Origin of the sequence: Streptomyces sp. NPDC050704 (assembly GCF_040654355.1) — a bacterium.
Taxonomy (GTDB): domain Bacteria; phylum Actinomycetota; class Actinomycetes; order Streptomycetales; family Streptomycetaceae; genus Streptomyces.
In genome coordinates this window covers 14,406-35,217 of the sequence record NZ_JBFAHW010000092.1, presented here as the reverse complement: position 1 = coordinate 35,217, position 20,812 = coordinate 14,406, and the positions used below count along the sequence as shown (strand labels likewise).

Below are 20,812 nucleotides of genomic sequence, written 5' to 3'. Positions count from 1 at the left end.
GAGCGTCAGCGCACACGGGCAACTGGCTTTCAGGACAAGAGGAATGGGGCGGGGTACGGCGATGATGGGACCAGCACACTCACTGTCGGGGGCGGCGGCCTGGCTGGGCGTAGGAGCCGCGGCGGCCGCCGCCGGGCACACGATGCCCTGGCCGGTCCTGCTGGTCGGCGCGCTGATCTGCGCGGGCGCCGCGCTGGCCCCGGACCTGGACCACAAGGCGGCCACGATCTCGCGGGCCTTCGGACCTCTCTCACGGGGCCTGTGCGAGATCGTCGACAAGCTCTCGTACGCCGTCTACAAGGGCACCAGGAAGGCCGGCGACCCGCGCCGCTCCGGCGGTCACCGCACCCTGACGCACACCTGGCTGTGGGCGGTGCTGATCGGTGCGGGGACGTCGGCCATCGCGGTCACGGGAGACCGCTGGGGAGTCCTGGCCATCCTCTTCGTGCACATAGTGCTCGCCATCGAGGGGCTGCTGTGGCGGGCGACGCGTGGCTCCAGCGCCGACGTGCTGGTGTGGCTGCTCGCCGCGACGAGTGCCTGGATCCTGGCGGGAGTACTGGACAAGCCGGGCAACGGTTCCGACTGGCTGTTCACGGAGCCGGGGCAGGAGTACCTCTGGCTCGGGCTGGCGGTTGTCCTCGGCGCGCTGGTGCACGACATCGGGGACGCGCTGACGGTGTCGGGCTGCCCGATCCTGTGGCCGATCCCGGTCGGCCGCAAGCGCTGGTACCCGATCGGGCCGCCCAAGGTGATGCGGTTCAGGGCCGGCAGCTGGGTCGAGCTGAAGGTACTGATGCCGGCGTTCATGGTGCTCGGCGGAGTGGGGTGCGCGGCCGCGCTCAACTTCATCTGAGCGACCGCGCACGTCGGACAGGCCACGCGGCCGTCACCCGGAGAGGTGCGAACGCCGGCCGGAGGAGTGCGAACGCGCCGGTCTCCGGCCGACAGCTCCCTGGTTCCGCCCGGCAGGACGTGCCCGGGCGGGCCGGATCACGCCGCGTCGCCCCCGCCGGATGCCTGGCCCCCACCGCCGTAGCGCTTCTCGAACTGGGCGATCCGTCCCTCCGTGTCCACGGTTCGTGCCTTACCGGTGTAGAAGGGGTGGCTCTCCGAGGAGATCTCCACGTCCACGACGGGGTACGTCTGGCCGTCGTCCCACTCGATCGTGCGGTCACTCGTCGCGGTGGACCGGGTCAGGAAGGCGTACCCGGCGGCGCGGTCGCGGAAGACGACGGAGTGGTAGTCGGGCTGCTTGTCCTGCTGCATGAGTGCTCCTTGCGTGGGGAGTGGGTGCTCGGACAGGGAGGCGGGGGTACCGGTCGCGTCAGCCGGACAGGGAGTCCTCGTCGACGATGTGCATGGCGGCTTCCTCCGCCGACGCCGCGGCGCCGTCGATGCCCACGTCCGTGGCGATCAGGCCGCTCTCCTCGTCCTCGTGCGCGCCTTCGTCGGGGGCCACGAGACGTCCGGAACGGAGGGTGCCGACTTCGTTGTCCAGGGGTTCGCCGTCCGAGTCCGGGGAGTCGCCGATGCCGTCTCCGTCGGGGGCCGCGATGTCGGGCAGTTCTTCCGCGAGGCGTTCGTCCAGTGTTTCGCCGCGATGCCGTTCGGCCGCGGTCACATCCCGGCGCTCCACCGCCCACGGGCGCTCCGGAGGTGACCAGCCCCGGTCCAGAGGGTCGTTCACACCGTCGGATTCCAGAGTGTCCTCGGCGTCGAGCAGGCCCGCGTCGTCCTGCACCTCGGATCCGTCGGGCTGGTAGACGTCGTCTCCCCATCCTTCGGCGCTGTCCACGACTACCTCCAGGTGGTCCGGGCCGGCCTCCTGCCACCACGTTCGGCGGCGGGTGCGCGGGCCAGTGGGCCCTGGCCTCGCCCGTATGGAACGTGCGGGACCCGGGTCCCGGGCATTGTCCGCGCGGGTGCCGACACCCAGCCTTCCATCCCTCTTCGGCACCTCGCAACGCCACGGAGCCCGGCCGTCGGCCCGGCCCGCTCGTCAGCAGCGGGCGCAGGCCATGGCCGCGACCCCGGCACGGCGGGGCTTCGACCCGCCTGAAAACTGGCGGACGGGGACGCGGCTCCGGCCGGAGCACGGGCCAATCGTCGCGCTGCCTCCCGCCGCCTGGACCCGGGTGCTCGAAACTCGTCTGCCGCAGCAGAGACGGGCTGCCGCGAGGCTCCCGTGCCGCGAGCACAGGCGGACCGTCGAAGCCCCCGGCCCTCGCCTTCCCGCCCGCATCCGCGGCTCGCCCCCACCCGCGCACGGGCGGACCGCCGCGCGACCCCGTCCGTCCGAATCCAGGGCGGACGGGGTCGCGCGGCGGTACCCGCTCACCCGTGCCACGACCTCCACAGTGCCGCGTACGCGCCGTCCGCGGCGACCAGCTGGTCGTGGCTGCCGAGTTCGCTGATGCGGCCGTTCTCGACGACGGCGATGACGTCCGCGTCGTGGGCGGTGTGCAGCCGGTGGGCGATGGCGACCACGGTGCGGCCGTCGAGGACGCGGGCCAGCGAGCGCTCCAGATGCCGGGCCGCGCGCGGGTCGAGGAGCGAGGTGGCCTCGTCCAGGACCAGCGTGTGCGGATCGGCGAGCACCAGCCGGGCGAGGGCGATCTGCTGGGCCTGGGCCGGAGTGAGGGCGAGCCCGCCCGAGCCGACCTCGGTGTCCAGGCCGTCGTCCAGCGCCCGTGCCCAGCCGTCGGCGTCGACCGCGCCGAGGGCGGCCCACAGCTCGGCGTCGTCGGCTCCCGTGCGGGCGAGGAGCAGGTTGTCGCGCAGGGCGCCCACGAACACGTGGTGCTCCTGGTTGACCAGCGCCACATGGGTGCGGACTCGTTCGGCGGACATCTGCGACAGTTCGGCGCCGCCCAGGGTGATCCGGCCGGTGCGGGGAGCGTAGATCCCGGCGAGCAGCCGGCCCAGCGTGGACTTGCCCGCGCCGGACGGGCCGACCAGGGCCAGCCGGGTGCCCGGCGCGACCTCCAGGGAGACCTTGCGCAGGACGTCGACGCCCTCCCGGTAGCCGAAGTGCACCCGGTCGGCATGCACGTCACGCCCGTCAGGGGCCAGCGACCCGTCACCGGCGTCCGGCTCGATGTCCCGGACGCCGACCAGCCGGGCCAGCGAGACTTGCGCCACCTGAAGCTCGTCGTACCAGCGCAGGATCAGGCCGATCGGGTCGACCAGCATCTGCGCGATCAGGGCGCCGGTCGTCAGCTGGCCCACCCCGATCCAGCCCTGCAGCACGAAGAACCCGCCGATCATCAGGACCGAGCCGAGGACTGTGACGTGCGTGAGGTTGATGACCGGGAAGAGCACCGAGCGCAGCCAGAGGGTGTACCGCTCCCAGGCGGTCCACTCCTTGACGCGCTGGTCCGACAGATCGATGCGCCGCCTGCTCAGCCGGTGGGCCTCGACGGTGCGCCCGGCGTCCACGGTCTCGGCGAGCACGGCGGCCACGGCGGCGTAACCGGCGGCCTCCGAGCGGTAGGCGGAGGGTGCGCGCTTGAAGTACCAGCGGCAGCCGGCCACCAGGAGCGGGACGGCGATCAGTACGACGGGCGCGAGTGGCGGCGCGGTCACGGCGAGCCCGCCGAGCAGCAGCAGCACCCACACCACACCGATGGCCAGCTGCGGCACGGCCTCGCGCATGGCGTTGGCCAGCCGGTCGATGTCGGTGGTGATCCGGGACAGCAGATCGCCCGTCCCGGCCCGCTCCAGGACGCCCGGCGGCAGCCCCACCGACCGCACCAGGAAGTCCTCGCGCAGGTCGGCCAGCATCCGCTCGCCGAGCATGGCGCCCCGCAGCCGTACCTGGTGTACGAACACGGCCTGGAGGACCAGGGCGAGGACGAAGAGCGCGGCGGTGCGTTCCAGATGCAGTTCCCGGGCCGCCGCCGTGCCGTCGGAGACGCGCTCGACGAGGGAGCCCAGCAGATACGGGCCCACCATCGAGGCGACGACCGCGACCGTGTTGACGGTGATGAGCAGCAGGAAGGCCCGCCGGTGCCGTTGGAACAGTTCGGCCACGTAGGCGCGTACGGTCTCCGGAGCGCCGACGGGCAGGGTCTCTGCGGTCGTCGGGGCCGCCGGGTCGTAGGCCGGTGGCGCCACGCCGATCATGCGGTCTCCTCGATTTCTTCCAGGTCCTGCAGGTGGTCCAGCTCGTGCGTGGCGGCCTCGGCGTCGGTCTCCCGGGTCACCACGGCCCGGTACCGGGGCTCGCTGTGCAGCAGTTCGCGGTGCACGCCGACGGCCGTGACCTCGCCCTCGTGGACGAGTACGACCCGGTCCGCGTGGTCCAGGAGCAGCGGCGACGAGGTGAAGAGCACCGTCGTACGGCCCTGCCGGAGGGACCGGACACCGTCGGCGATCCGTGCCTCGGTGTGCGAGTCGACGGCGGACGTCGGCTCGTCCAGGACGAGTACCTCCGGGTCCGTGATCAGGGACCGGGCCAGCGCGAGACGCTGGCGCTGGCCGCCCGACAGCGAGCGGCCGCGTTCGGTGATCCGGGCGTCCATCGGGTCCTCGGTGTCCAGGGACCCCTGGGCGAGCGCGTCCAGGACGTCGCCGCACTGTGCGGCGGCCAGTGCCTCCTCGGCGCTGACGTGGCCCGACGCGGGCACGTCGAGCAACTCGCGGAGGCTGCCGGAGAGCAGGACAGGGTCCTTGTCCTGGACCAGGACGGCGGTGCGGGCGGAGTCGAGCGGCAGTTCGTCCAACGGCACGCCGCCGACCAGTGCCGACGGCAGCTCCGAGGAGTCCGCCGCATGACCTCCGAGTCGCTCCGCCAGCAGGCCCGCGGCGTCCGGGTCGCCGCACACCACGGCGGTGAGCCGTCCGGCGGGCGCGAGCAGACCGGTCGCGGGGTCGTACAGATCCCCGTCCGGCACGACGGCCTCGCGCGTTCCCTCGCCGTCCATCGCCCGCTCCAGGGACAGCACCCGGGCCGCGCGTTTCGCGGACGGCCGGGAGAAGGAGTAGGCCATCGCGATCTCCTCGAAGTGACGGAGCGGATAGGTGAGGAGCATGACGGCGCTGTACACGGTGACCAGTTCGCCGACGGTGATCCGGCCCTCCCGGGCCAGGTTCACGCCGTGCCAGACGACCACGATCAGCAGCAGTCCGGGCAGCAGCACCTGGATCGCGGAGATCAGCGACCACATACGGGCGCTGCGCACGGCTGCCTGCCTGACCTCCTGCGAGGCGCGGCGGTAGCGGTCCAGGAACAGCTCCTCGCCGCCGATGCCGCGCAGCACGCGCAGGCCCGCGACGGTGTCCGAGGCGAGCTCGGTGGCGCGTCCCGCCTTCTCGCGCTGGACGTCGGCGCGCCGGGTCGCGCGGGGCAGCAGCGGCAGCACCGTCAGGGCCAGGATGGGCACGCCCACGGCGACGATCGTCCCGAGCGCCGGCTCGTACACGACCAGGGCGACGCAGACGAGCACGATCGTCACCGCGGCGGCGGTGAACCGCGACACGGCCTCCACGAACCAGCCGATCTTCTCCACGTCACCCGTAGAGACGGCGACGACCTCACCGGCCGCCACGCGCCGCGTCAGCGCGGAGCCGAGCAGAGCGGTCCTGCGCGCCAGCAACTGCTGGACGCGCGCGGCCGCGGTGATCCAGTTGGTGATCGCGGTGCGGTGCAGCATGGTGTCGCCCAGCGCGATGCCGAACCCGCACAGCGCGAGCAGCCCGCCCGCCAGGCCGAGCCGCGCGCCGGAGCGGTCCACGACGGCCTGGACGGCGAAGCCGACGCAGAAGGGCAGTCCGGACACGGACATGAAGTGCAGCAGACCCCAGGCCAGGGACTTCAGCTGTCCACGGAGTTGATTCCGGCCGAGCCACACCAGGAACCGGGGACCCGAGCGCGCGTCCGGCACACCCGGGTCGGGATACGGAAGGTCTTGAATCTGCATGACGTCCCAGGGGAGCTCGTAGAACGGAGTGGGGGAGGCAACAAACCGTGAAAGGTTCGCGTCACAGCGTGTCCAAGGGCAAACGATTTTTCGCCGCAGGGTAAAGATTCGGCCCCGACTGCCCGGATATGGCCTGGAAGCCGTGGGGCCGGACGCAAACGTCCGGATCGTGGTGCGACCATGGAGCGCATGCGAACAGGCGGTGCGATGCGTACGACGGCCGCGACTGCGGTCGGCGGTGCCCTTCTGATCTCCCTGGCGGCCTGCGGCGGTTCGGACGGCGGCAGTGGTCGCGCGAGCGACGCGCCATCGAGCGACCGGGCCGGGCAGGCGCAGGCGCGCACCGTCGACCTCAAGCGAATCCCCGATGTCGGCGACAAGCTGCGGAAGCAGATACCCGCCGAATCCCGCCAGGTCGTGGCGGTCTACGGAGAGGGCAAGGACTCGGCGGACTCCACGATCGTCCTCTACACCAAGTCCGGCTCCACCTGGGACAAGACCCGCAGCTGGAAGGGCCACAACGGCAAGAAGGGCTGGACCACCAACCACCGGGAGGGCGACAAGCGCAGCCCCGTCGGCGTGTTCACGCTCAGCGACGCGGGCGGCGTCCTCGCGGATCCCGGCGCCGAGCTCCCGTACACGCAGTCCGAGGGCTTCCAGGCCCCGCACTACTGGGCCAAGTCGCACTGGCACGACTTCGACTACGTCATCGCCATCGACTACAACCGCGTCAAGGGCACCTCGCCGAACGACCCGACCCGCCCCCAGGGGCAGTCCAAGGGCGGCAGCATCTGGTTCCACATGGACCACGGCAGCGGTACGTCGGCCTGCGTGAGCCTGTCCAAGTCGGGCATGGAGTACCTGCTGCGCACCCTCGACCCGGACCGGCATCCGGTCGTGGTGATGGGCGACAAGGCGGACCTCAAGGCCTGACGGCCATCCCTCCAAACGCCCCTCCAACGGCTCTCCGGCAAGTCCTGCCAGTGCTGCACCGGCCAGTCCTGCCAGTGCTCAGTAGTAGTGCTGGAGTGATGGCCACAGACGGGACCACCGCTCCGTCGTCCCCGAACACAGCACGACCGCCGCGCCCTGCTCCTCGTTGTCCACACCGTGCCCGTTGTCGACGCGGGCAATCCGACGGCAGCCGGTGAAGTACCGCTCGATGCCGTCCGCGTCCTCCTGCCGGACAAGGAGTACGGGTCCGTCGGCCGTGTCCGGCGGCGGGCCCCAGTCGGCGTAGCTCATATGGCCGGAGTAGGGCCGGGGCAGCCCGCGCGCGGGGCCGTAGCGGTCGAGGGCGCCCGCCTCGCCATAGTTCTGTGTGAAGACCACCACACGCTCCCGCTCCCGCTCGGGAATCGTGGTCCAGCCCTCCCGCACCGCGTCGGCCAGCGCGGGCCAACCCACTTGCTCCCCTTGCTCCTTGTTGAGGGCCATCGGTACGGCGAGCGCGCTCGGCGGCAGCACCGGCAGGGTCACCATCGTGTTGATCGCGACGGTCAGCACGACGGCCGCCACGGGCCAGGTACGGCCATGGCGCCGCGTCCAGGCGAGAGCCGGCTCGCAGCCTGCCGCGAGCAGCACGATCAGCAGCGGAACCGCGTAGTAGCCCTTGCCGCCGAGCCCGAGGACCAGCACGCACAGCAGGGGGTACGCCACTGCCGTCGCCCGGGCCCACCGCAGCGTCGGATCCCGCCACAGCCGCAGCCAGCCCGCGATCCACACGGGCACGAACAACGGGGTGAGGTAGATGAGTTGCTCGGGCACGAACAGGATCCGGTTCTCGGTGCCGTCGTCCGTGCTGATCCCGTCCGCGACGGTGAGCTGCGGCCAGTCGTGGTCGGCCTGCCACCACAGGTTGGGTGCCGCCACCGCGAGGGCGGCGACCGCACCGGCGAGCAGCCATGGACTGCGCAGCACCCGCCGCGGCCCCACGGCGAGCACGGCCGCGAGCAGCACGACGATCAGCAGCGCCACGAGGTACTTGTTCAGCAGACCGACCCCGACGCACAGGCCGATCGGCAGCCACCACCGTCCGTCGCCGGTGCGCAGCAGCCGCAGCACCAGCCAGCAGACCACCAGCCACGCGAGCAGGTCGAAGGTGGCGGTCGACACCATGTGCCCGACCGCCAACGGCTGCCCGCCGACGCCCGCGAGCCCCGCGGCGAGCACCTGGGTCCTCCGGTCGCCGCCCAACTCCCGTGCGATGAGGGCGACCACGAAGACGGCGGCCACGAAGGCGAGCGTTGCCGGGACGCGCAGCGCGACGGTCGAGTCCCCGAACAGCGCGGTGGCCGCCCGCGCCAGGAGCGGCGTGAGCGGCGGCTGGTCGACATATCCCCATGCCAGGTGATCGCCCGCGGCGAGGAAGTACAACTCGTCGCGGTGGTACCCGTATCGGCCGGAGAGAGCGGTCAGTACGACGGCGAAGGCGGCCGCCGAGCACGCCACAGGAGCGAGGGCGAAAGGAGGTAATCCGCGCGGTACGTCGCCAGGTGACTCGCGTGGTGCGTCGCCCCGTTCCCGATCCATCGTGCCCCCATCGCCAACCGGTCCCACCACCGTACTGACGGTGCCCGGGGCCCGTCATGGCCCGAGGGCGCATTGCGGTCGGCGCCAACTCCCCGTAGAACACCGCCATGAGAAGACGGATCATCATGTCCATGCTTGCCGGAGTGACCCTCGTGGCGAGCACCCTCCTCGGCGCGAGCCCGGCCACGGCTGCCCCGCCCGCCGAGTTCGGCACCGACTGGCACGACCCCCTGACCGCCGCCCCGCCGGTCACCAAGCCCGCCGGCAAGGCCTGCGAAGTGACCGTCGCCGAGGCGCGGTTCCGCGACTTCACGCCCTACACGGGGACGTACGCCCCTCCGCGCGGTTGCGGTGACCGCTGGAGCAAGGTCGTGCTGCGACTCGACGGCGAGGTCAAGGGACGGCAGTACGACCGGCTCGGCTATCTGCACATCGGCGGCGTCGAGGTCTTCCGTACGTCCACTCCGCAGCCCTCGCCCGACGGCATCGAGTGGTCGGTGGAGAAGGACGTCACGCGCTACAGCGACACGTTCAAGGGCGGCCACGACGTCGAGATGCTCATCGGCAACGTCGTCGACGACACGTACACAGGGATCATCGACGTCAAGGTGACGCTGACGTTCTACGCCGCCGACAAGCACGTGACCGACAAGCACGGGACCGACAAGCCGACCGCGACCCCCGACCGCGTTCTCACCCTCCAGGACGGCACCCTCTCCACGCCCCGCAACAGTGAACGCATCGTCGCCGAGGTGTACGCGACAGGGTCCGGCGGCGGCTGCGAGGAGTACTGGTATATGACGGTGCCCGACGCCGCCCCGTACTCCTGCAAGGCGGACAACGGGCCCTACCGGGAAGTGCAGATCAAGGTCGACGGCCAACTCGCCGGAATCGCCGCGCCGTTCCCGACCGTCTGGACCGGAGGCTGGTCCAATCCCTTCCTCTGGTACGTGGTTCCGGGCCCGCGCGCCTTCGACATCAAGCCCGTCCAGTACGACCTGACGCCGTTCGCGGGGCTGCTCAACGACGGCCGTCCGCACCGGATCGACGTCTCCGTAGTGGGCGTTCCCGAGGGGCAGAGCGGCTGGAGCGCCCCGGTGAACGTTCTCGTCTGGCAGGACGCGAAGAGCAGGCACGTCACCGGAAAGCTCACCGGTCACAAGGCGGGCGACCTCGCCAACTCCTCGACGTACACCCCCGGTTCGGAGCACCGGCTGGACACCGAGGCCGGACACCGGCTGACCGTGTCCGGGTACGTCGACACCTCGCACGGCCGCGTGACGACCACGGTGAGCCGCGCGCTGGCCAACACCTCCGTGCACCGTTGGACCGACGGCGAGAACACGGACGCGCTGAAAGCGACCTGGACCGACGACGAGACGATCACCGTGGACGGGCGTGGACCGGCCAAGGCGACCCGTACGGACCGCACGTACTCGATGGACGGCACCACGACACTCGGTGCGGGCGACCGGCTGCGGACCCTCCTGTCGCTGGGTGACCGGGCCGCCGTCGTGGAGACGCGGGGCGGGCGGCGTACCGCGTGGTCCCGGCTCGACGACACCTACGCCGGCGACGCGACGTATACGGCGAACGTGCCGCGCGACCAGCGGCACGCGGTCGGCACGACGAGCGAGCGCTACCGGCTGTACGGGTCGGGCGGGTGCTACGACCGGAGCCTGGTGACCGTGCAGGGGACGCTCACCGAGGACCGCGACAGGTGCTGATCCGTCGCGTGTGGGACGTGACACATCACCCGATGATTTACATGCATGTGACATAGAGGTTGTCGGCGGTAGCAAACTCCCCCGATAGTGATCACCGCGGAATCCACTTTCCGCATCACAGAAGTCCCCTCGGAGGAGTGCCCGTGCCGCCGTCTGTACCGTCCCCGCGACGCGTCGCACGCATATTGCGTACCTCACTGTTCGCACAGGTCGCCTGCGCGCTTGTGCTCGGAATCCTCGTCGGGAAGTTGTGGCCGGACACGGCCACAACCTTCCAACCGCTCGGCGACGGTTTCATCCGCCTCATCAAGACGGTGATCTCGCCGCTCGTGTTCTGCGTGGTCGTCGTCGGCATCGCCAAGGCCGGCAACCTGAAGGCCTTCGGGCGGATCGGGCTCAAGTCCCTGATCTGGTTCGAGGTCGCCACCACGGCCGCGCTGCTCATCGGCCTGGTCGCCGCCAACGTCTTCAGCCCCGGCAGCGGCATGAACGTCGACCCGTCGAAGCTGGACGCCTCGGCTGTCGACGGCAAGACCGGCGGCGGCTCGCTGCCGTCGACCAGCGACTTCATCCTGGAGGCCCTCCCGCAGAGCGCGGTCGGCGCGTTCGCCGAGAACTCGCTGCTCCAGGTGCTGGTGCTGGCCTGCCTCGTCGGTGCCGCACTGCTGCACCTCGGCCAGACCAAGGTGCCCGCGATCCTGCCGGCCATCGAGCAGGCGCAGGAGATCATCTTCGCGATCGTCGGCTTCGTGATGAAGCTCGCGCCGCTCGCCGTGTTCGGCGCGATGGTCCACCTGGTGGGGGAGTACGGCCTCGGTGTGATCAAGACCTACGGCAAGCTCATCATCCTGTGCTACGCGGTCGCGGCACTCTTCCTGGCGCTGCTCGCCGTCGCCCTGAAGATGGTCACCGGGCTGAGCCTGTGGAAGTTCGTGCGCTATACGCGCGAGGAGCTGCTGCTCGCGCTCGGTACGGCGTCCAGCGAGTCGGTCATGCCCCGCATGATGCAGAAGCTGCGCCAGGCGGGCGCCCGCGACGACGCCGTGGGCCTCGTGCTGCCGACCGGATACTCCTTCAACCTCGACGGCGCCTCCATCTACCTCTCCATCGGCACGCTGTTCATCGCCCAGGCCGTGGGCGTGGACCTCAGCCTGGGGCAGCAGATCACCGTGATCCTGGTGCTCATGCTGACCAGCAAGGGCATGGCGGGCGTGCCGGGTTCGGCGTTCCTCGCGCTGTCGGCGACCGCCTCCGCGCTCGGTGTCATCCCGGCCGGTGCCGTCGCCCTGCTGCTCGGTGTGGACCGGATCATGGACTCGATGCGCGTCGTCACCAACCTGCTCGGCAATTGCGTCGCCGTCTTCGCGGTGTCCCGCTGGGAGGGCGCGCTGGACCTGGAGCGGGCTAGGAAGATGCTCGACGGCGAGATCGCCTTCGTGGAAGAGGACAGCGAGAGCGCGCCGAAGGCGGAGGCGCTCGTGAAGGTGCCCGCGCAGGCCGGTGGCGGGGGCAAGGCCGAGGAGCCCGCTCCCGCGCCCGCTTCCGAGTCCGGGGCTCCGGCCGCTGAGGATTCCGCTGCCGAGCCGGCCGACTCCGAGAGCAAGCCCGCGCTCACCAAGGAACCCGCGGGCGAATCGAGTTGAGCAAGAGGGCCCGGCGCGCCGCTCGGCGCCGGGCCCGCACCCTCCCTCGCCTCCGCCTCGTCACTCCTGTCCCCGGCGAGGTCCAGGTGGCGGTGTAGTCCCCTGATGTAGTCCGTCCCGCCGTCCCGCCTTGCCCGCGGGGCGGGTCGGGAGGGCGAGGGGCAGAAGTGGCCGGGGAGTTGGACTTCCCGTGCCCGGCCTTCGGGCTTTCGTGCACGCGTGTGAGCAGGTGGAGCGGAGACTCCCTGCCGCCGCGTCAGCAGTCGCGCTTCGGCTCCTCGACCGGGCCCATCCCGTCGACCAGCGTGTCCAGCAGGCCGCCGAGCACCTTGCGCTGCTCGTCCGTGAGGGGAGCGAGGATGTCCTCCGCCGCGGTCCGGCGCGCGCCGCGCAGCTCCCGCAGGGCCAGCCGCCCGTCGTCCGTCAGCTCTATGCGGATCACCCGGCGGTTGGTGGGGTCGGGCACGCGGCGCACCTTGCCGCTCGCCTCCAGACCGTCGACGAGTGTCGTCACGGCTCGGGGTACTACTTCCAGACGCGCGGCCAGATCAGCCATGCGCGGTGGCGAGGCATAGTGCGCGAGGGTGCGGAGCAACCGTGACTGGGCGGGAGTGATACCGAGCCCGCGCTGCTCCAGGTGACGCTTCTGGATGCGGTGCACACGGCGGGTCAACCGGAGCAGCTGCTCGGCGAGCAGGCCGTCGGCGTCGGGGGTGTCCATAGCGGGAACAATATCAGGACCTTGTGCATTGTGAGTATAGGTAACAATGAGCTATGCTCCGTCAGTCATCGTCATCTCACCTCCCGTAGGAGCCCATGCCCCGCGAAGAATTCACCCGGAAACCGCCACCGGCCGAGGCCGAACAGCCGCGGCAGGTGCGCCGCATCCTCAAGCTCTTCCGTCCGTACCGTGGCCGGCTCGCTGTCGTCGGCCTGCTCGTCGGCGCCGCGTCCCTGGTCTCGGTCGCCACGCCCTTCCTGCTGAAGGAGATCCTCGACACGGCGATCCCGCAGGGCCGCACCGGCCTGCTGGGCCTGCTCGCGCTCGGGATGATCCTCAGCGCCGTCCTCACCGGCGTCTTCGGTGTCCTGCAGACCCTCATCTCCACCACGGTCGGTCAGCGCGTCATGCACGACCTGCGCACCGCCGTCTACGACCGACTGCAGCGCATGTCGCTCGCCTTCTTCACCAGAACGCGCACGGGCGAGGTCCAGTCGCGCATCGCGAACGACATCGGCGGCATGCAGGCGACAGTCACCTCGACCGCCACCTCACTGGTCTCCAACCTCACCAGCGTCGTCGCCACGGTCGTCGCGATGGTCGCCCTGGACTGGCGGCTGACCGTCGTCTCGCTGCTTCTGCTGCCGGTGTTCGTGTGGATCAGCCGCCGCGTCGGCAACGAACGCAAGAGAATCACCACCCAGCGCCAGAAGCAGATGGCGGCCATGGCCGCCACGGTCACCGAGTCCCTCTCCGTCAGTGGCATCCTGCTCGGCCGCACCATGGGCCGCTCCGACTCGCTGACCCGCTCCTTCGCCGACGAGTCCGAGGGCCTGGTCGACCTGGAGGTGCGGTCGAACATGGCGGGCCGTTGGCGGATGGCCGTCATCGGGATCGTCATGGGCGCCATGCCGGCCGTCATCTACTGGGCCGCGGGCATGGCCCTCCAGTTCGGCGGGCCCGCCATCTCCATCGGCACGCTCGTCGCCTTCGTCTCGCTCCAGCAGGGCCTGTTCCGGCCGGCCGTCAGCCTGCTGTCCACCGGCGTCCAGATACAGGCCTCGCTCGCTCTGTTCCAGCGCATCTTCGAGTACCTCGACCTGCCCATCGACATCACCGAGCCCGAGCACCCGGTCCACCTCGACCGGGTCAAGGGCGAAGTCCGCTTCGAGGACGTGGAGTTCCGCTACGACGACAAGAGCGGCCCGATACTCGCCGGCATCGACATCACCGTCCCCGCCGGCGGCAGCCTCGCCGTCGTAGGCCCGACCGGTGCCGGCAAGTCCACACTCAGCTACCTGGTGCCGCGCCTGTACGACGTCACGGGCGGCCGCGTCACGCTCGACGGGGTTGACGTGCGCGACCTGGACTTCGACACCCTCGCGCGCGGGATCGGCGTCGTCTCCCAGGAGACGTACCTCTTCCATGCCACCGTGGCCGACAACCTGCGGTTCGCCAAGCCGGACGCCATCGACGAGGAACTGCGCGCAGCCGCGCGGGCCGCGCAGATCCACGATCACATCGCCTCGCTGCCCGACGGGTACGACACGATGGTGGGCGAGCGCGGACACCGGTTCTCCGGCGGGGAGAAGCAGCGTCTGGCCATCGCCCGCACCATCCTGCGGGACCCGCCGGTCCTGATCCTCGACGAGGCGACCAGCGCCCTGGACACCCACACCGAGCGCGCCGTGCAGGAGGCCATCGACGCCGTGTCGGCCAACCGGACCACGCTCACCATCGCGCACCGCCTGTCCACCATTAGGGGTGCCGACCAGATCGTGGTCCTGGACTCGGGTCGCACGGCCGAACGCGGCACGCACGAGGAGCTGTTGGAGCGAGAGGGCCGCTATGCCGCCCTGGTCCGCAGGGACGCCCAACTGGAGCCAACAAAATGAAGATATGTCTGGTTTGTGACGATATGCGGGTTATCGTGCCCGCATGCAGACCTACACTCCGCCCACTCCGCCACGGAGAACGATTCGACTGACGCGCCGGGGCCGGACCGCCCTCATCGCGTCCGGAGCCGTCGTGGCGGCCACCGCCGTGGCGGTGCCGCTGCTGAACACGGACGAGAAGACGGGCCCCGTCTCCCTGGTGATCCCGGAGGGCTGGCGCTCGGGCCAGGTGTACGAGGCCGTCGACAAGGTTCTCGCCCTGCCCGTGGGCACTGCCAAGAAGTCTCTGGGCAAGGCCCAGCTCAAGCTGCCGAACGACGCGAGCGGCAACCCCGAGGGGTACCTGTTCCCGGCCACCTATCCCATCGGCAAGCAGTCGACCCCGGAGACCCTGCTGTCGTACATGGTCAACACGGCGAACAAGAAGTTCAGCGGCGGCACGGTCACGGCGGGGGCCGAGCGGAACGCGATGAACGTCTATCAGACCGTCACGGTCGCGAGCATGGTCCAGGCCGAGGCAGCCACCAAAGAGGACATGGGCAAGGTGGCCCGCGTGATCTACAACCGGCTCGACCGGGGCATGCCGTTGCAGATGGACTCCACGATCAACTACGCGCTGAACCGCAGCACGCTCCGCACCAGCCAGAACGACACGAGGCTCAACAGCCCGTACAACACGTACACGCGGATGGGGCTGCCGCCCACGCCGATCGCCAACCCCGGCGAGGAGGCGATGCGCGCCGCGGTCGCTCCGACGCAGGGCGACTGGCTGTACTTCGTCACGGTCAAGCAGGGCGACACGCGCTTCACCGCCAACTACGAGGAGCACCAGAGAAACGTCGCGGAGTTCAACCGAAACAGCCGGAGCGCGTCGGCGTCGTCCGGCTGAGCCGAGCGCCGGTCACCGCACAGCACCTACTCACAGAGCCCTCCGGCACAGGCCCACGAACCGCGCCCCGCCAGGGGCGCGGGGAACTGCACGCTCAGCCCCCACAAACCCGCACATTCTCACCGACCCCGTCCCGTCAGGGGCGCGGGGAACTGCGCGCCCAGCCCCCACAAACCCGCACATGGTCACCGACCCCGCCCCGTCAGGGGCGCGAGGAACTGCGCGACCAGCCCACCAGGACCCGCACTACCTCACCGACCGTTACCGACAGCCGCGCCCCGCGGAGCGACCCGCGCAGCCAGGAGCCGCCTGATGTCGCGTACCGCGGAGCGCCCGGCCCGGTTCGCACCGATCGTGCTGGCAGACGGTCCGTACCCGACCAGATGGATCCGCGGGTCGGCGACCGCACGGGTCCCCTCGACACGGATACCGCCGCCGGGCTCACGCAGCCGCAGCGGTGCCAGATGGTCGATCGCCGCGCGGAAACCGGTCGCCCACAGGATGACGTCGGCGTCCACGCGGCGCCCGTCGTCCCACTCCACGCCGTCCGGGGTGATCCGGTCGAACATCGGCAGCCGGTCCAGAACACCGTCCTCGATGCCCTGCCGGGTCGCGTCGTTGAGCGGCAGCCCGGTCACCGACACGACACTCTTCGGCGGCAGCCCCTGACGGACCCGCTCCTCCACGAGCGCCACCGCCTCCCGGCCCACGTCCTCGGTGAACGGCCCTTCCCGGAAGACCGGGGCCCGCCGCGTCACCCAGGTGGTCGCGGCGGCGTACGGAGCGATCTCCAGCAGATGCTGGGTACCGGACGCGCCGCCGCCCACCACGACGACCCGCTGCCCGGCGAACTCCTCCGGACCGGGGTACTGGGCAGTGTGCAACTGCCGCCCCCGGAAAGTCTCCTGACCGGGATAGCGCGGCCAGAACGGCCGGTCCCACGTGCCCGTCGCATTGATCAGCGCCCGCGCCGACCACGTACCGTCGGAGGTCTCGACGAGCAGTCGGCCCGCCTCGCCCTCGCGCACGGCCTGCACGTCGACCGGCCGCCGCACCCGCAGTTCGAAAGTGCGCTCGTAGGTGTCGAAGTACTCCGCGATGACCTCGGCGGACGGCCGCGCCGGGTCCGCGTCCGTCAGTTCCATGCCCGGCAGCGCGTGCATTCCGTGCACCTTGCCGTACGTGAGGGACGGCCACCGGAACTGCCACGCGCCGCCCGCTCGCGGCGCGTGGTCCAGGACCACGAAGTCCCGCTCCGGCTCGAAGCCGGTGCGCCGCAGGTGATAGGCGCCGGCCAGTCCGGCCTGTCCGGCGCCTATGACGACGACATCGACTTCGCGTGCCTGCACCCCGGTGTTGTTCACGCTTCTACTAACTTCACCGACGGGCCGGATCTTCCCGGGGCACCTGGATCTCCGGGACAGGCGGGTCTCCCGGAGTCATGGAGTCAACGCCCGCTCGCCACCAGGATCGGTGCCCCGGACGCGGGAACGCCCGGCAGCAGTCCGCGTGCGGCCAGCTCGGGAATCACGCCCTCCCCGAACCAGTACGCCTCCTCCAGATGCGGATACCCGGAGAGCACGAAGTGCTCGATGCCCAGCGCGTGGTACTCCTCGATCCGGTCGGCGACCTCGGCGTGGCTGCCGACCAGCGCGGTGCCCGCGCCGCCGCGCACGAGACCCACGCCCGCCCACAGGTTCGGCGATACTTCCAGCCGGTCCCGGTCGCGCGAACCGCCGTGCAGCGCGAGCATGCGCTGCTGGCCGACCGACTCGCTGCGGCCGAGCGCCGCCTGCGCGGCCGCGATGGACTCCGGATCGAGGTCGTCGAGCAGGCGTCGCGCCGTCGTCCACGCCTCGGCCGACGCGTCCCGCGAGATGGTGTGCAGCCGGATGCCGAAGCGGACCGTACGCCCTTCGAGCTCGGCGAGCGAGCGAATCCAGTCGATCTTCTCCTTGACCTGCGCCGGCGGCTCGCCCCACGTCAGATACACATCCGCGTGCCGGGCCGCCACCGGCCCCGCGGCCGCCGAGGAACCACCGAAGAAGATCTCCGGCAGCGGATCCGGCGGCAGAGCGGTCAGCCCGCCCTCGACCTGGTAATGGGCGCCGTCGAAGTCGTACGGCTGCCCGCTCCACACTCCTCGTACGACGGACAGGAACTCGTCGGTCCGCGCGTACCGCTGCTCGTGGCCGAGCCGGTCGCCGAAGCGGCGCTGCTCGGTGGAGTCACCGCCGGTGACGACGTTCAGGAGCAGTCGGCCGCGGGTGATGCGCTGGTACGTCGCCGCCATCTGGGCGGCGAGGGTCGGTGAGATGACGCCGGGCCGGAACGCGACCAGGAACTTCAGCCGCTCGGTGTGCTGGGCCAGTGCCACCGTTGTCAGCCAGGCGTCCTCGCACCAGGTGCCGGTCGGGGTGAGCACCGCCTCGAAGCCCAACTGCTCGGCCGCCTTGGCGATCTGGGCCAGGTACTCGATGTCGGGCGCGCGCACTCCGCTGACCGGCTTGGTGCGGTCGATGGGATTGGCGGCGTAGGCGTGCCGGTCCACGAGGGTGCGGCCGTCGCCGCCCGTCGGCAGGAACCAGTGGAGATGTACGGTCATCGGTTCACGACTCCTTCGAGGCGCGGGGAGTGGTGGTGGACGGAGGCAGGTCGCCGTTGAAACGGGCGTCCACGAAGTCGGCGAAGTCGACCTTGCGGGGGATGAGCTTCAGGTCGGTGAAGGTGTCCGCGATCTCCTGCTCGGAGGCGATGAGCGGCTTGTCGAGGGCCACCGGGATCCGCGTCGCGTTGGACCGCTTCACCGAGGCCAGCGCCACCTCGTACGGCAGCCCCGTGTCCTTCGCCCAGACCTTGGCCCACTCGTCGGGGTGCTCGTAGACCCAGTCCTGCGCACGCCGCAGCCGCTCCAGGTAGTCGCCGATCGCCGCGGCCCTCTTCTTGTCGTCGAGGGCTCCGGGTGCCGCCACCTGGAAGTTGAGACCGTTGACCACACCTTCGCCGTCCGTCAGGATCCGGCCCTGCTTGGCCTGCAGCACCTGAGAGGTGTACGGGTCCCAGACCGCCCAGGCGTCGATCTTGCCGGCGGTGAACGCGGCCAGCGCGTCGGCGGGCTGGAGGTACTTCACCTTGACGTCGCTCAGCTTCAGTCCGGCCTCCTTGAGGGAGGCGATCAGCTGGTAGTGCGCGGACGACCCCTGAGCCACCGCGATCGACTTGCCCTTGAGTTCCGAGGTCTTCGTCAACTTCGAGTCCTTGGGCACGAGGAGGGCCTCACCCTTGGAGTTGCCCCGATAGGCGGCCACGACGGTGATTTTCGAGTTGGCGCCGGCCGCGAAGATGGGCGGGGTGTTGCCGACGCCGCCGATGTCGACGGCCTTGGCGTTGACGGCCTCCAGGAGCGGTGGACCGGAGGTGAAGGTCGACCACTTGATCTTGTAGTCGAGGTTCTTGAGCTCTCCGGCGGCCCGCAGCACCGCCTCCGAACCGCCCTTCTGGTCACCGACGTTGAGCGTGAGGGAGCCCTTGCCGTCGGTTCCGCCACCTGTCGAGGTGTTGGCCGCCGAGTTCCCGCCGCAGGCGGCGACCAGCAGAGCGAGGGGGAGCAGCAGGGCGGGGGCGAGGCGTCGGGGCATGACGATTCCGTTCGGTTGCTTCTGATGAGGGTGAGATCTGACTGGGCGGTACGGAGGAAAGGGGGGCGGAGAGAGGGGGAGGGTTCAGGCTGCTTCGGCGGCCGTCTCCACGCCCAGCCGTTCCAGCAGTCCGGCGCGCAACTCGGCGAACCGTGGATCGGTGATGTCGCGCGGACGGTCCAGATCGACCGTGGTCTCGTACGCGATGACGCCGTCGTCCATCACGAGGACGCGGTCGGCGAGCAGTACCGCCTCCTCCACGTCGTGCGTGACCAGCAGCACGGCGCAGCCGCGGCGCTGCCACAGCTCGCCGACGAGTCGCTGCGCCTTGATCCGGGTCAGCGCGTCCAGCGCGCCGAACGGTTCGTCGAGCAGCAGCAGATCGGGTTCGCGCACCAACGCGCGGGCCAGCGAGGCGCGTTGGGCCTCGCCGCCGGAGAGCGTCTTGGGCCAGGCGTCGGCGCGTTGGGCGAGTCCGACCTCGGTCAACGCCTGTTCGGCCACGGCGCGTTCGGGCCTGCCCGGCAGGCCGAGCAGGACGTTGCGCCACACCTTCTTCCACGGCATCAGCCGGGGTGCCTGAAACGCGACGGCCTTGCGGCGCGGGACGAGGACGGTGCCCTCGATGTCGCGGTCGAGCCCGGCGAGGATGCGCAGCAGAGTGGACTTGCCGCAGCCGCTGCGGCCGAGGAGCGCGACGAACTCACCCGGTTTCACGTCGAGTTGGAGGTTGTCGATGACGGCGCGGCCGTCGAAGGCGCGCGTCAGGCCCTCGACGCGTACCGCCGAGGCGGGGGCCGGCGCGGACTTCTGGGCATCCGGGGGAGTGGTCATCTGACTCACCGGCCCGTGAACGTCGGTCGCCATTGCAGGAGCAGCCTTTCGAGGGAGCGGACGATGAAGTCGGCGAGCAGGCCGAGGAAGGCGTAGACGATCAGGCAGACCACGATCACGTCGGTGCGCAGGAAGTCGCGTGCCTGGACCATCAGGAAGCCGATTCCGGCGTCCGCGTTGATCTGCTCGGCGAAGACGAGTGCCAGCCAGGCGATGCCCAGTGAGTAGCGCAGACCGGTCATCGCACTGGGGAGGGCGCCCGGCAGGACGACGTGCCGTACGAGCCCCCAGCGCGACAGGCCGAGGGACTCACCGGCCTCGATCAGCTGGGAGTCGACGCCGCGGATGCCCGCGTACACGTTGAGGTAGAGCGGGAAGGACACGCCGAGCGTGATGATCGCGACCTTCGGGGCCTCGCCGATGCCGAACCAGATGATGAACAGCGGGATCAGGCCGACGAACGGCACGGTCCGCAGCATCTGGACGCTCGCGTCGACGAGGTCCTCGCCGATCCGGAACAGGCCGGAGACCAGGGCGAGTCCGGTGCCGACGACGGTGCCGAGCAGCAGTCCCACGGCGACGCGCTGGAGCGAGACGCCCATCGCGTTCGGCAGTGATCCGTCGGAGATCAGATCGCCGGCGACCCGTGCGATGGCGCCGGGCGAGGCCAGGACGTCGGCGGTCAACACACCCGTACCGCTGAGGACTTGCCACAGGACGAGCAGCAGGACGGGCCCGGAGGTGCGGCGCAGCCAGCGGGGCACGCGGGTGCGGCGGGTCGAGGTGGGGACTATGGGTTCGAGTTCGGGCGCTAGGGCAGCACCTGTGTACTTGGCGTGCTCGGCGCGGCCAGAACCTGATATTCCCGAAATTTCGGATGCGTGAGGGTTCGGCGGGGCATGGCTGATGCTCATGAGTGCTCCACGGCTGGAGAGCGAGGGGAGGGTGCGCGTCAGTGCGCCGATGTCTGGTTCCGCTGCCGGTTCCAGGTCTGATTCCGGCTCTGATT

The 20,812-nt window shown here is 70.5% G+C and carries 17 protein-coding genes; 6 read left to right on the top strand and 11 right to left on the bottom strand.

The features are described from left to right. Positions 1-61: 61 nt before the first annotated feature. Positions 62-856: a metal-dependent hydrolase gene (locus tag AB0I18_RS37930; protein WP_363110258.1), complete on the top strand. Its 795-nt coding sequence runs from the start codon at positions 62-64 to the stop codon at positions 854-856. 137 nt (positions 857-993) lie between these two features. Here the strand turns inward: AB0I18_RS37930 and AB0I18_RS37925 are convergent, their stop codons facing one another. The 4 genes from AB0I18_RS37925 to AB0I18_RS37910 all read right to left on the bottom strand — a co-directional run bounded on the left by AB0I18_RS37925 (position 994) and on the right by AB0I18_RS37910 (position 5,924). Beyond that, positions 994-1,269 (bottom strand): type B 50S ribosomal protein L31, encoded by a 276-nt coding sequence (locus AB0I18_RS37925; RefSeq protein WP_363110257.1) that lies wholly within the window; start codon positions 1,267-1,269, stop codon positions 994-996. 58 nt (positions 1,270-1,327) lie between these two features. After that, the gene (locus AB0I18_RS37920) at positions 1,328-1,798 is read right to left on the bottom strand and encodes a DUF5709 domain-containing protein (RefSeq protein ID WP_363110256.1); all 471 of its coding nucleotides are present in this window, start codon (positions 1,796-1,798) and stop codon (positions 1,328-1,330) included. A 539-nt stretch (positions 1,799-2,337) separates the two neighbouring features. Further along, positions 2,338-4,128 carry an ABC transporter ATP-binding protein gene (locus tag AB0I18_RS37915; RefSeq protein ID WP_363110255.1) on the bottom strand — a complete coding sequence of 597 codons (1,791 nt, stop codon included), beginning with the start codon at positions 4,126-4,128 and terminating at the stop codon, positions 2,338-2,340. Next, positions 4,125-5,924: an ABC transporter ATP-binding protein gene (locus AB0I18_RS37910; protein WP_363110254.1), complete on the bottom strand. Its 1,800-nt coding sequence runs from the start codon at positions 5,922-5,924 to the stop codon at positions 4,125-4,127. The genes AB0I18_RS37915 and AB0I18_RS37910 overlap by 4 nt, the downstream gene beginning before the upstream one ends. 189 nt (positions 5,925-6,113) lie before the next feature. Between AB0I18_RS37910 and AB0I18_RS37905 the strand changes: the two genes are divergently transcribed. Continuing rightward, positions 6,114-6,857: a hypothetical protein gene (locus tag AB0I18_RS37905; RefSeq protein WP_363110253.1), complete on the top strand. Its 744-nt coding sequence runs from the start codon at positions 6,114-6,116 to the stop codon at positions 6,855-6,857. Positions 6,858-6,935: 78 nt separating this feature from the next. Here the strand turns inward: AB0I18_RS37905 and AB0I18_RS37900 are convergent, their stop codons facing one another. Then, positions 6,936-8,375, bottom strand: coding sequence for a glycosyltransferase family 39 protein (locus AB0I18_RS37900; RefSeq protein ID WP_363110252.1), 1,440 nt, complete (start codon positions 8,373-8,375; stop codon positions 6,936-6,938). A 188-nt stretch (positions 8,376-8,563) separates the two neighbouring features. Here AB0I18_RS37900 and AB0I18_RS37895 point away from each other — a divergent pair, with 188 nt between their 5' ends. Beyond that, on the top strand, positions 8,564-10,183 hold the full coding sequence (locus AB0I18_RS37895) for a peptide-N4-asparagine amidase (RefSeq protein ID WP_363110251.1): 1,620 nt from the start codon (positions 8,564-8,566) through the stop codon (positions 10,181-10,183). 143 nt (positions 10,184-10,326) lie between these two features. Continuing rightward, positions 10,327-11,826: a cation:dicarboxylase symporter family transporter gene (locus tag AB0I18_RS37890; RefSeq protein ID WP_363110250.1), complete on the top strand. Its 1,500-nt coding sequence runs from the start codon at positions 10,327-10,329 to the stop codon at positions 11,824-11,826. 256 nt (positions 11,827-12,082) lie between these two features. On the opposite strand, the gene AB0I18_RS37885 is transcribed toward AB0I18_RS37890, so the two are convergent. Continuing rightward, positions 12,083-12,547 carry a MarR family transcriptional regulator gene (locus AB0I18_RS37885; protein WP_363110249.1) on the bottom strand — a complete coding sequence of 155 codons (465 nt, stop codon included), beginning with the start codon at positions 12,545-12,547 and terminating at the stop codon, positions 12,083-12,085. A gap of 95 nt (positions 12,548-12,642) precedes the next feature. On the opposite strand from AB0I18_RS37885, the gene AB0I18_RS37880 reads away from it, so the two are divergent. Together AB0I18_RS37880 and mltG are read left to right on the top strand one after the other, a co-directional pair. Then, on the top strand, positions 12,643-14,442 hold the full coding sequence (locus AB0I18_RS37880) for an ABC transporter ATP-binding protein (RefSeq protein WP_363110248.1): 1,800 nt from the start codon (positions 12,643-12,645) through the stop codon (positions 14,440-14,442). A 43-nt stretch (positions 14,443-14,485) separates the two neighbouring features. Then, on the top strand, positions 14,486-15,331 hold the full coding sequence (gene mltG, locus AB0I18_RS37875) for an endolytic transglycosylase MltG (protein WP_363110247.1): 846 nt from the start codon (positions 14,486-14,488) through the stop codon (positions 15,329-15,331). A 251-nt stretch (positions 15,332-15,582) separates the two neighbouring features. Here mltG and AB0I18_RS37870 read toward each other — a convergent pair whose 3' ends face one another. From AB0I18_RS37870 to AB0I18_RS37850, 5 genes are all read right to left on the bottom strand, one after another. Continuing rightward, positions 15,583-16,695: an NAD(P)-binding domain-containing protein gene (locus AB0I18_RS37870; protein ID WP_363110246.1), complete on the bottom strand. Its 1,113-nt coding sequence runs from the start codon at positions 16,693-16,695 to the stop codon at positions 15,583-15,585. Positions 16,696-16,778: 83 nt separating this feature from the next. Then, complete coding sequence (locus tag AB0I18_RS37865; RefSeq protein ID WP_363110245.1) at positions 16,779-17,936, bottom strand: LLM class flavin-dependent oxidoreductase; 1,158 nt, start codon at positions 17,934-17,936, stop codon at positions 16,779-16,781. Positions 17,937-17,940: 4 nt separating this feature from the next. Then, positions 17,941-18,969, bottom strand: a complete 1,029-nt coding sequence (locus AB0I18_RS37860; protein ID WP_363110244.1) for an ABC transporter substrate-binding protein — start codon at positions 18,967-18,969, stop codon at positions 17,941-17,943. 84 nt (positions 18,970-19,053) lie between these two features. Next, a complete protein-coding gene (locus AB0I18_RS37855) occupies positions 19,054-19,836 on the bottom strand; it encodes an ABC transporter ATP-binding protein (protein WP_363110243.1) in 783 nt (260 codons plus the stop codon). Beyond that, positions 19,809-20,717 (bottom strand): ABC transporter permease, encoded by a 909-nt coding sequence (locus tag AB0I18_RS37850; protein ID WP_363110242.1) that lies wholly within the window; start codon positions 20,715-20,717, stop codon positions 19,809-19,811. Before AB0I18_RS37850 ends, AB0I18_RS37855 begins: the two co-directional genes overlap by 28 nt. Positions 20,718-20,812 lie beyond the last annotated feature (95 nt).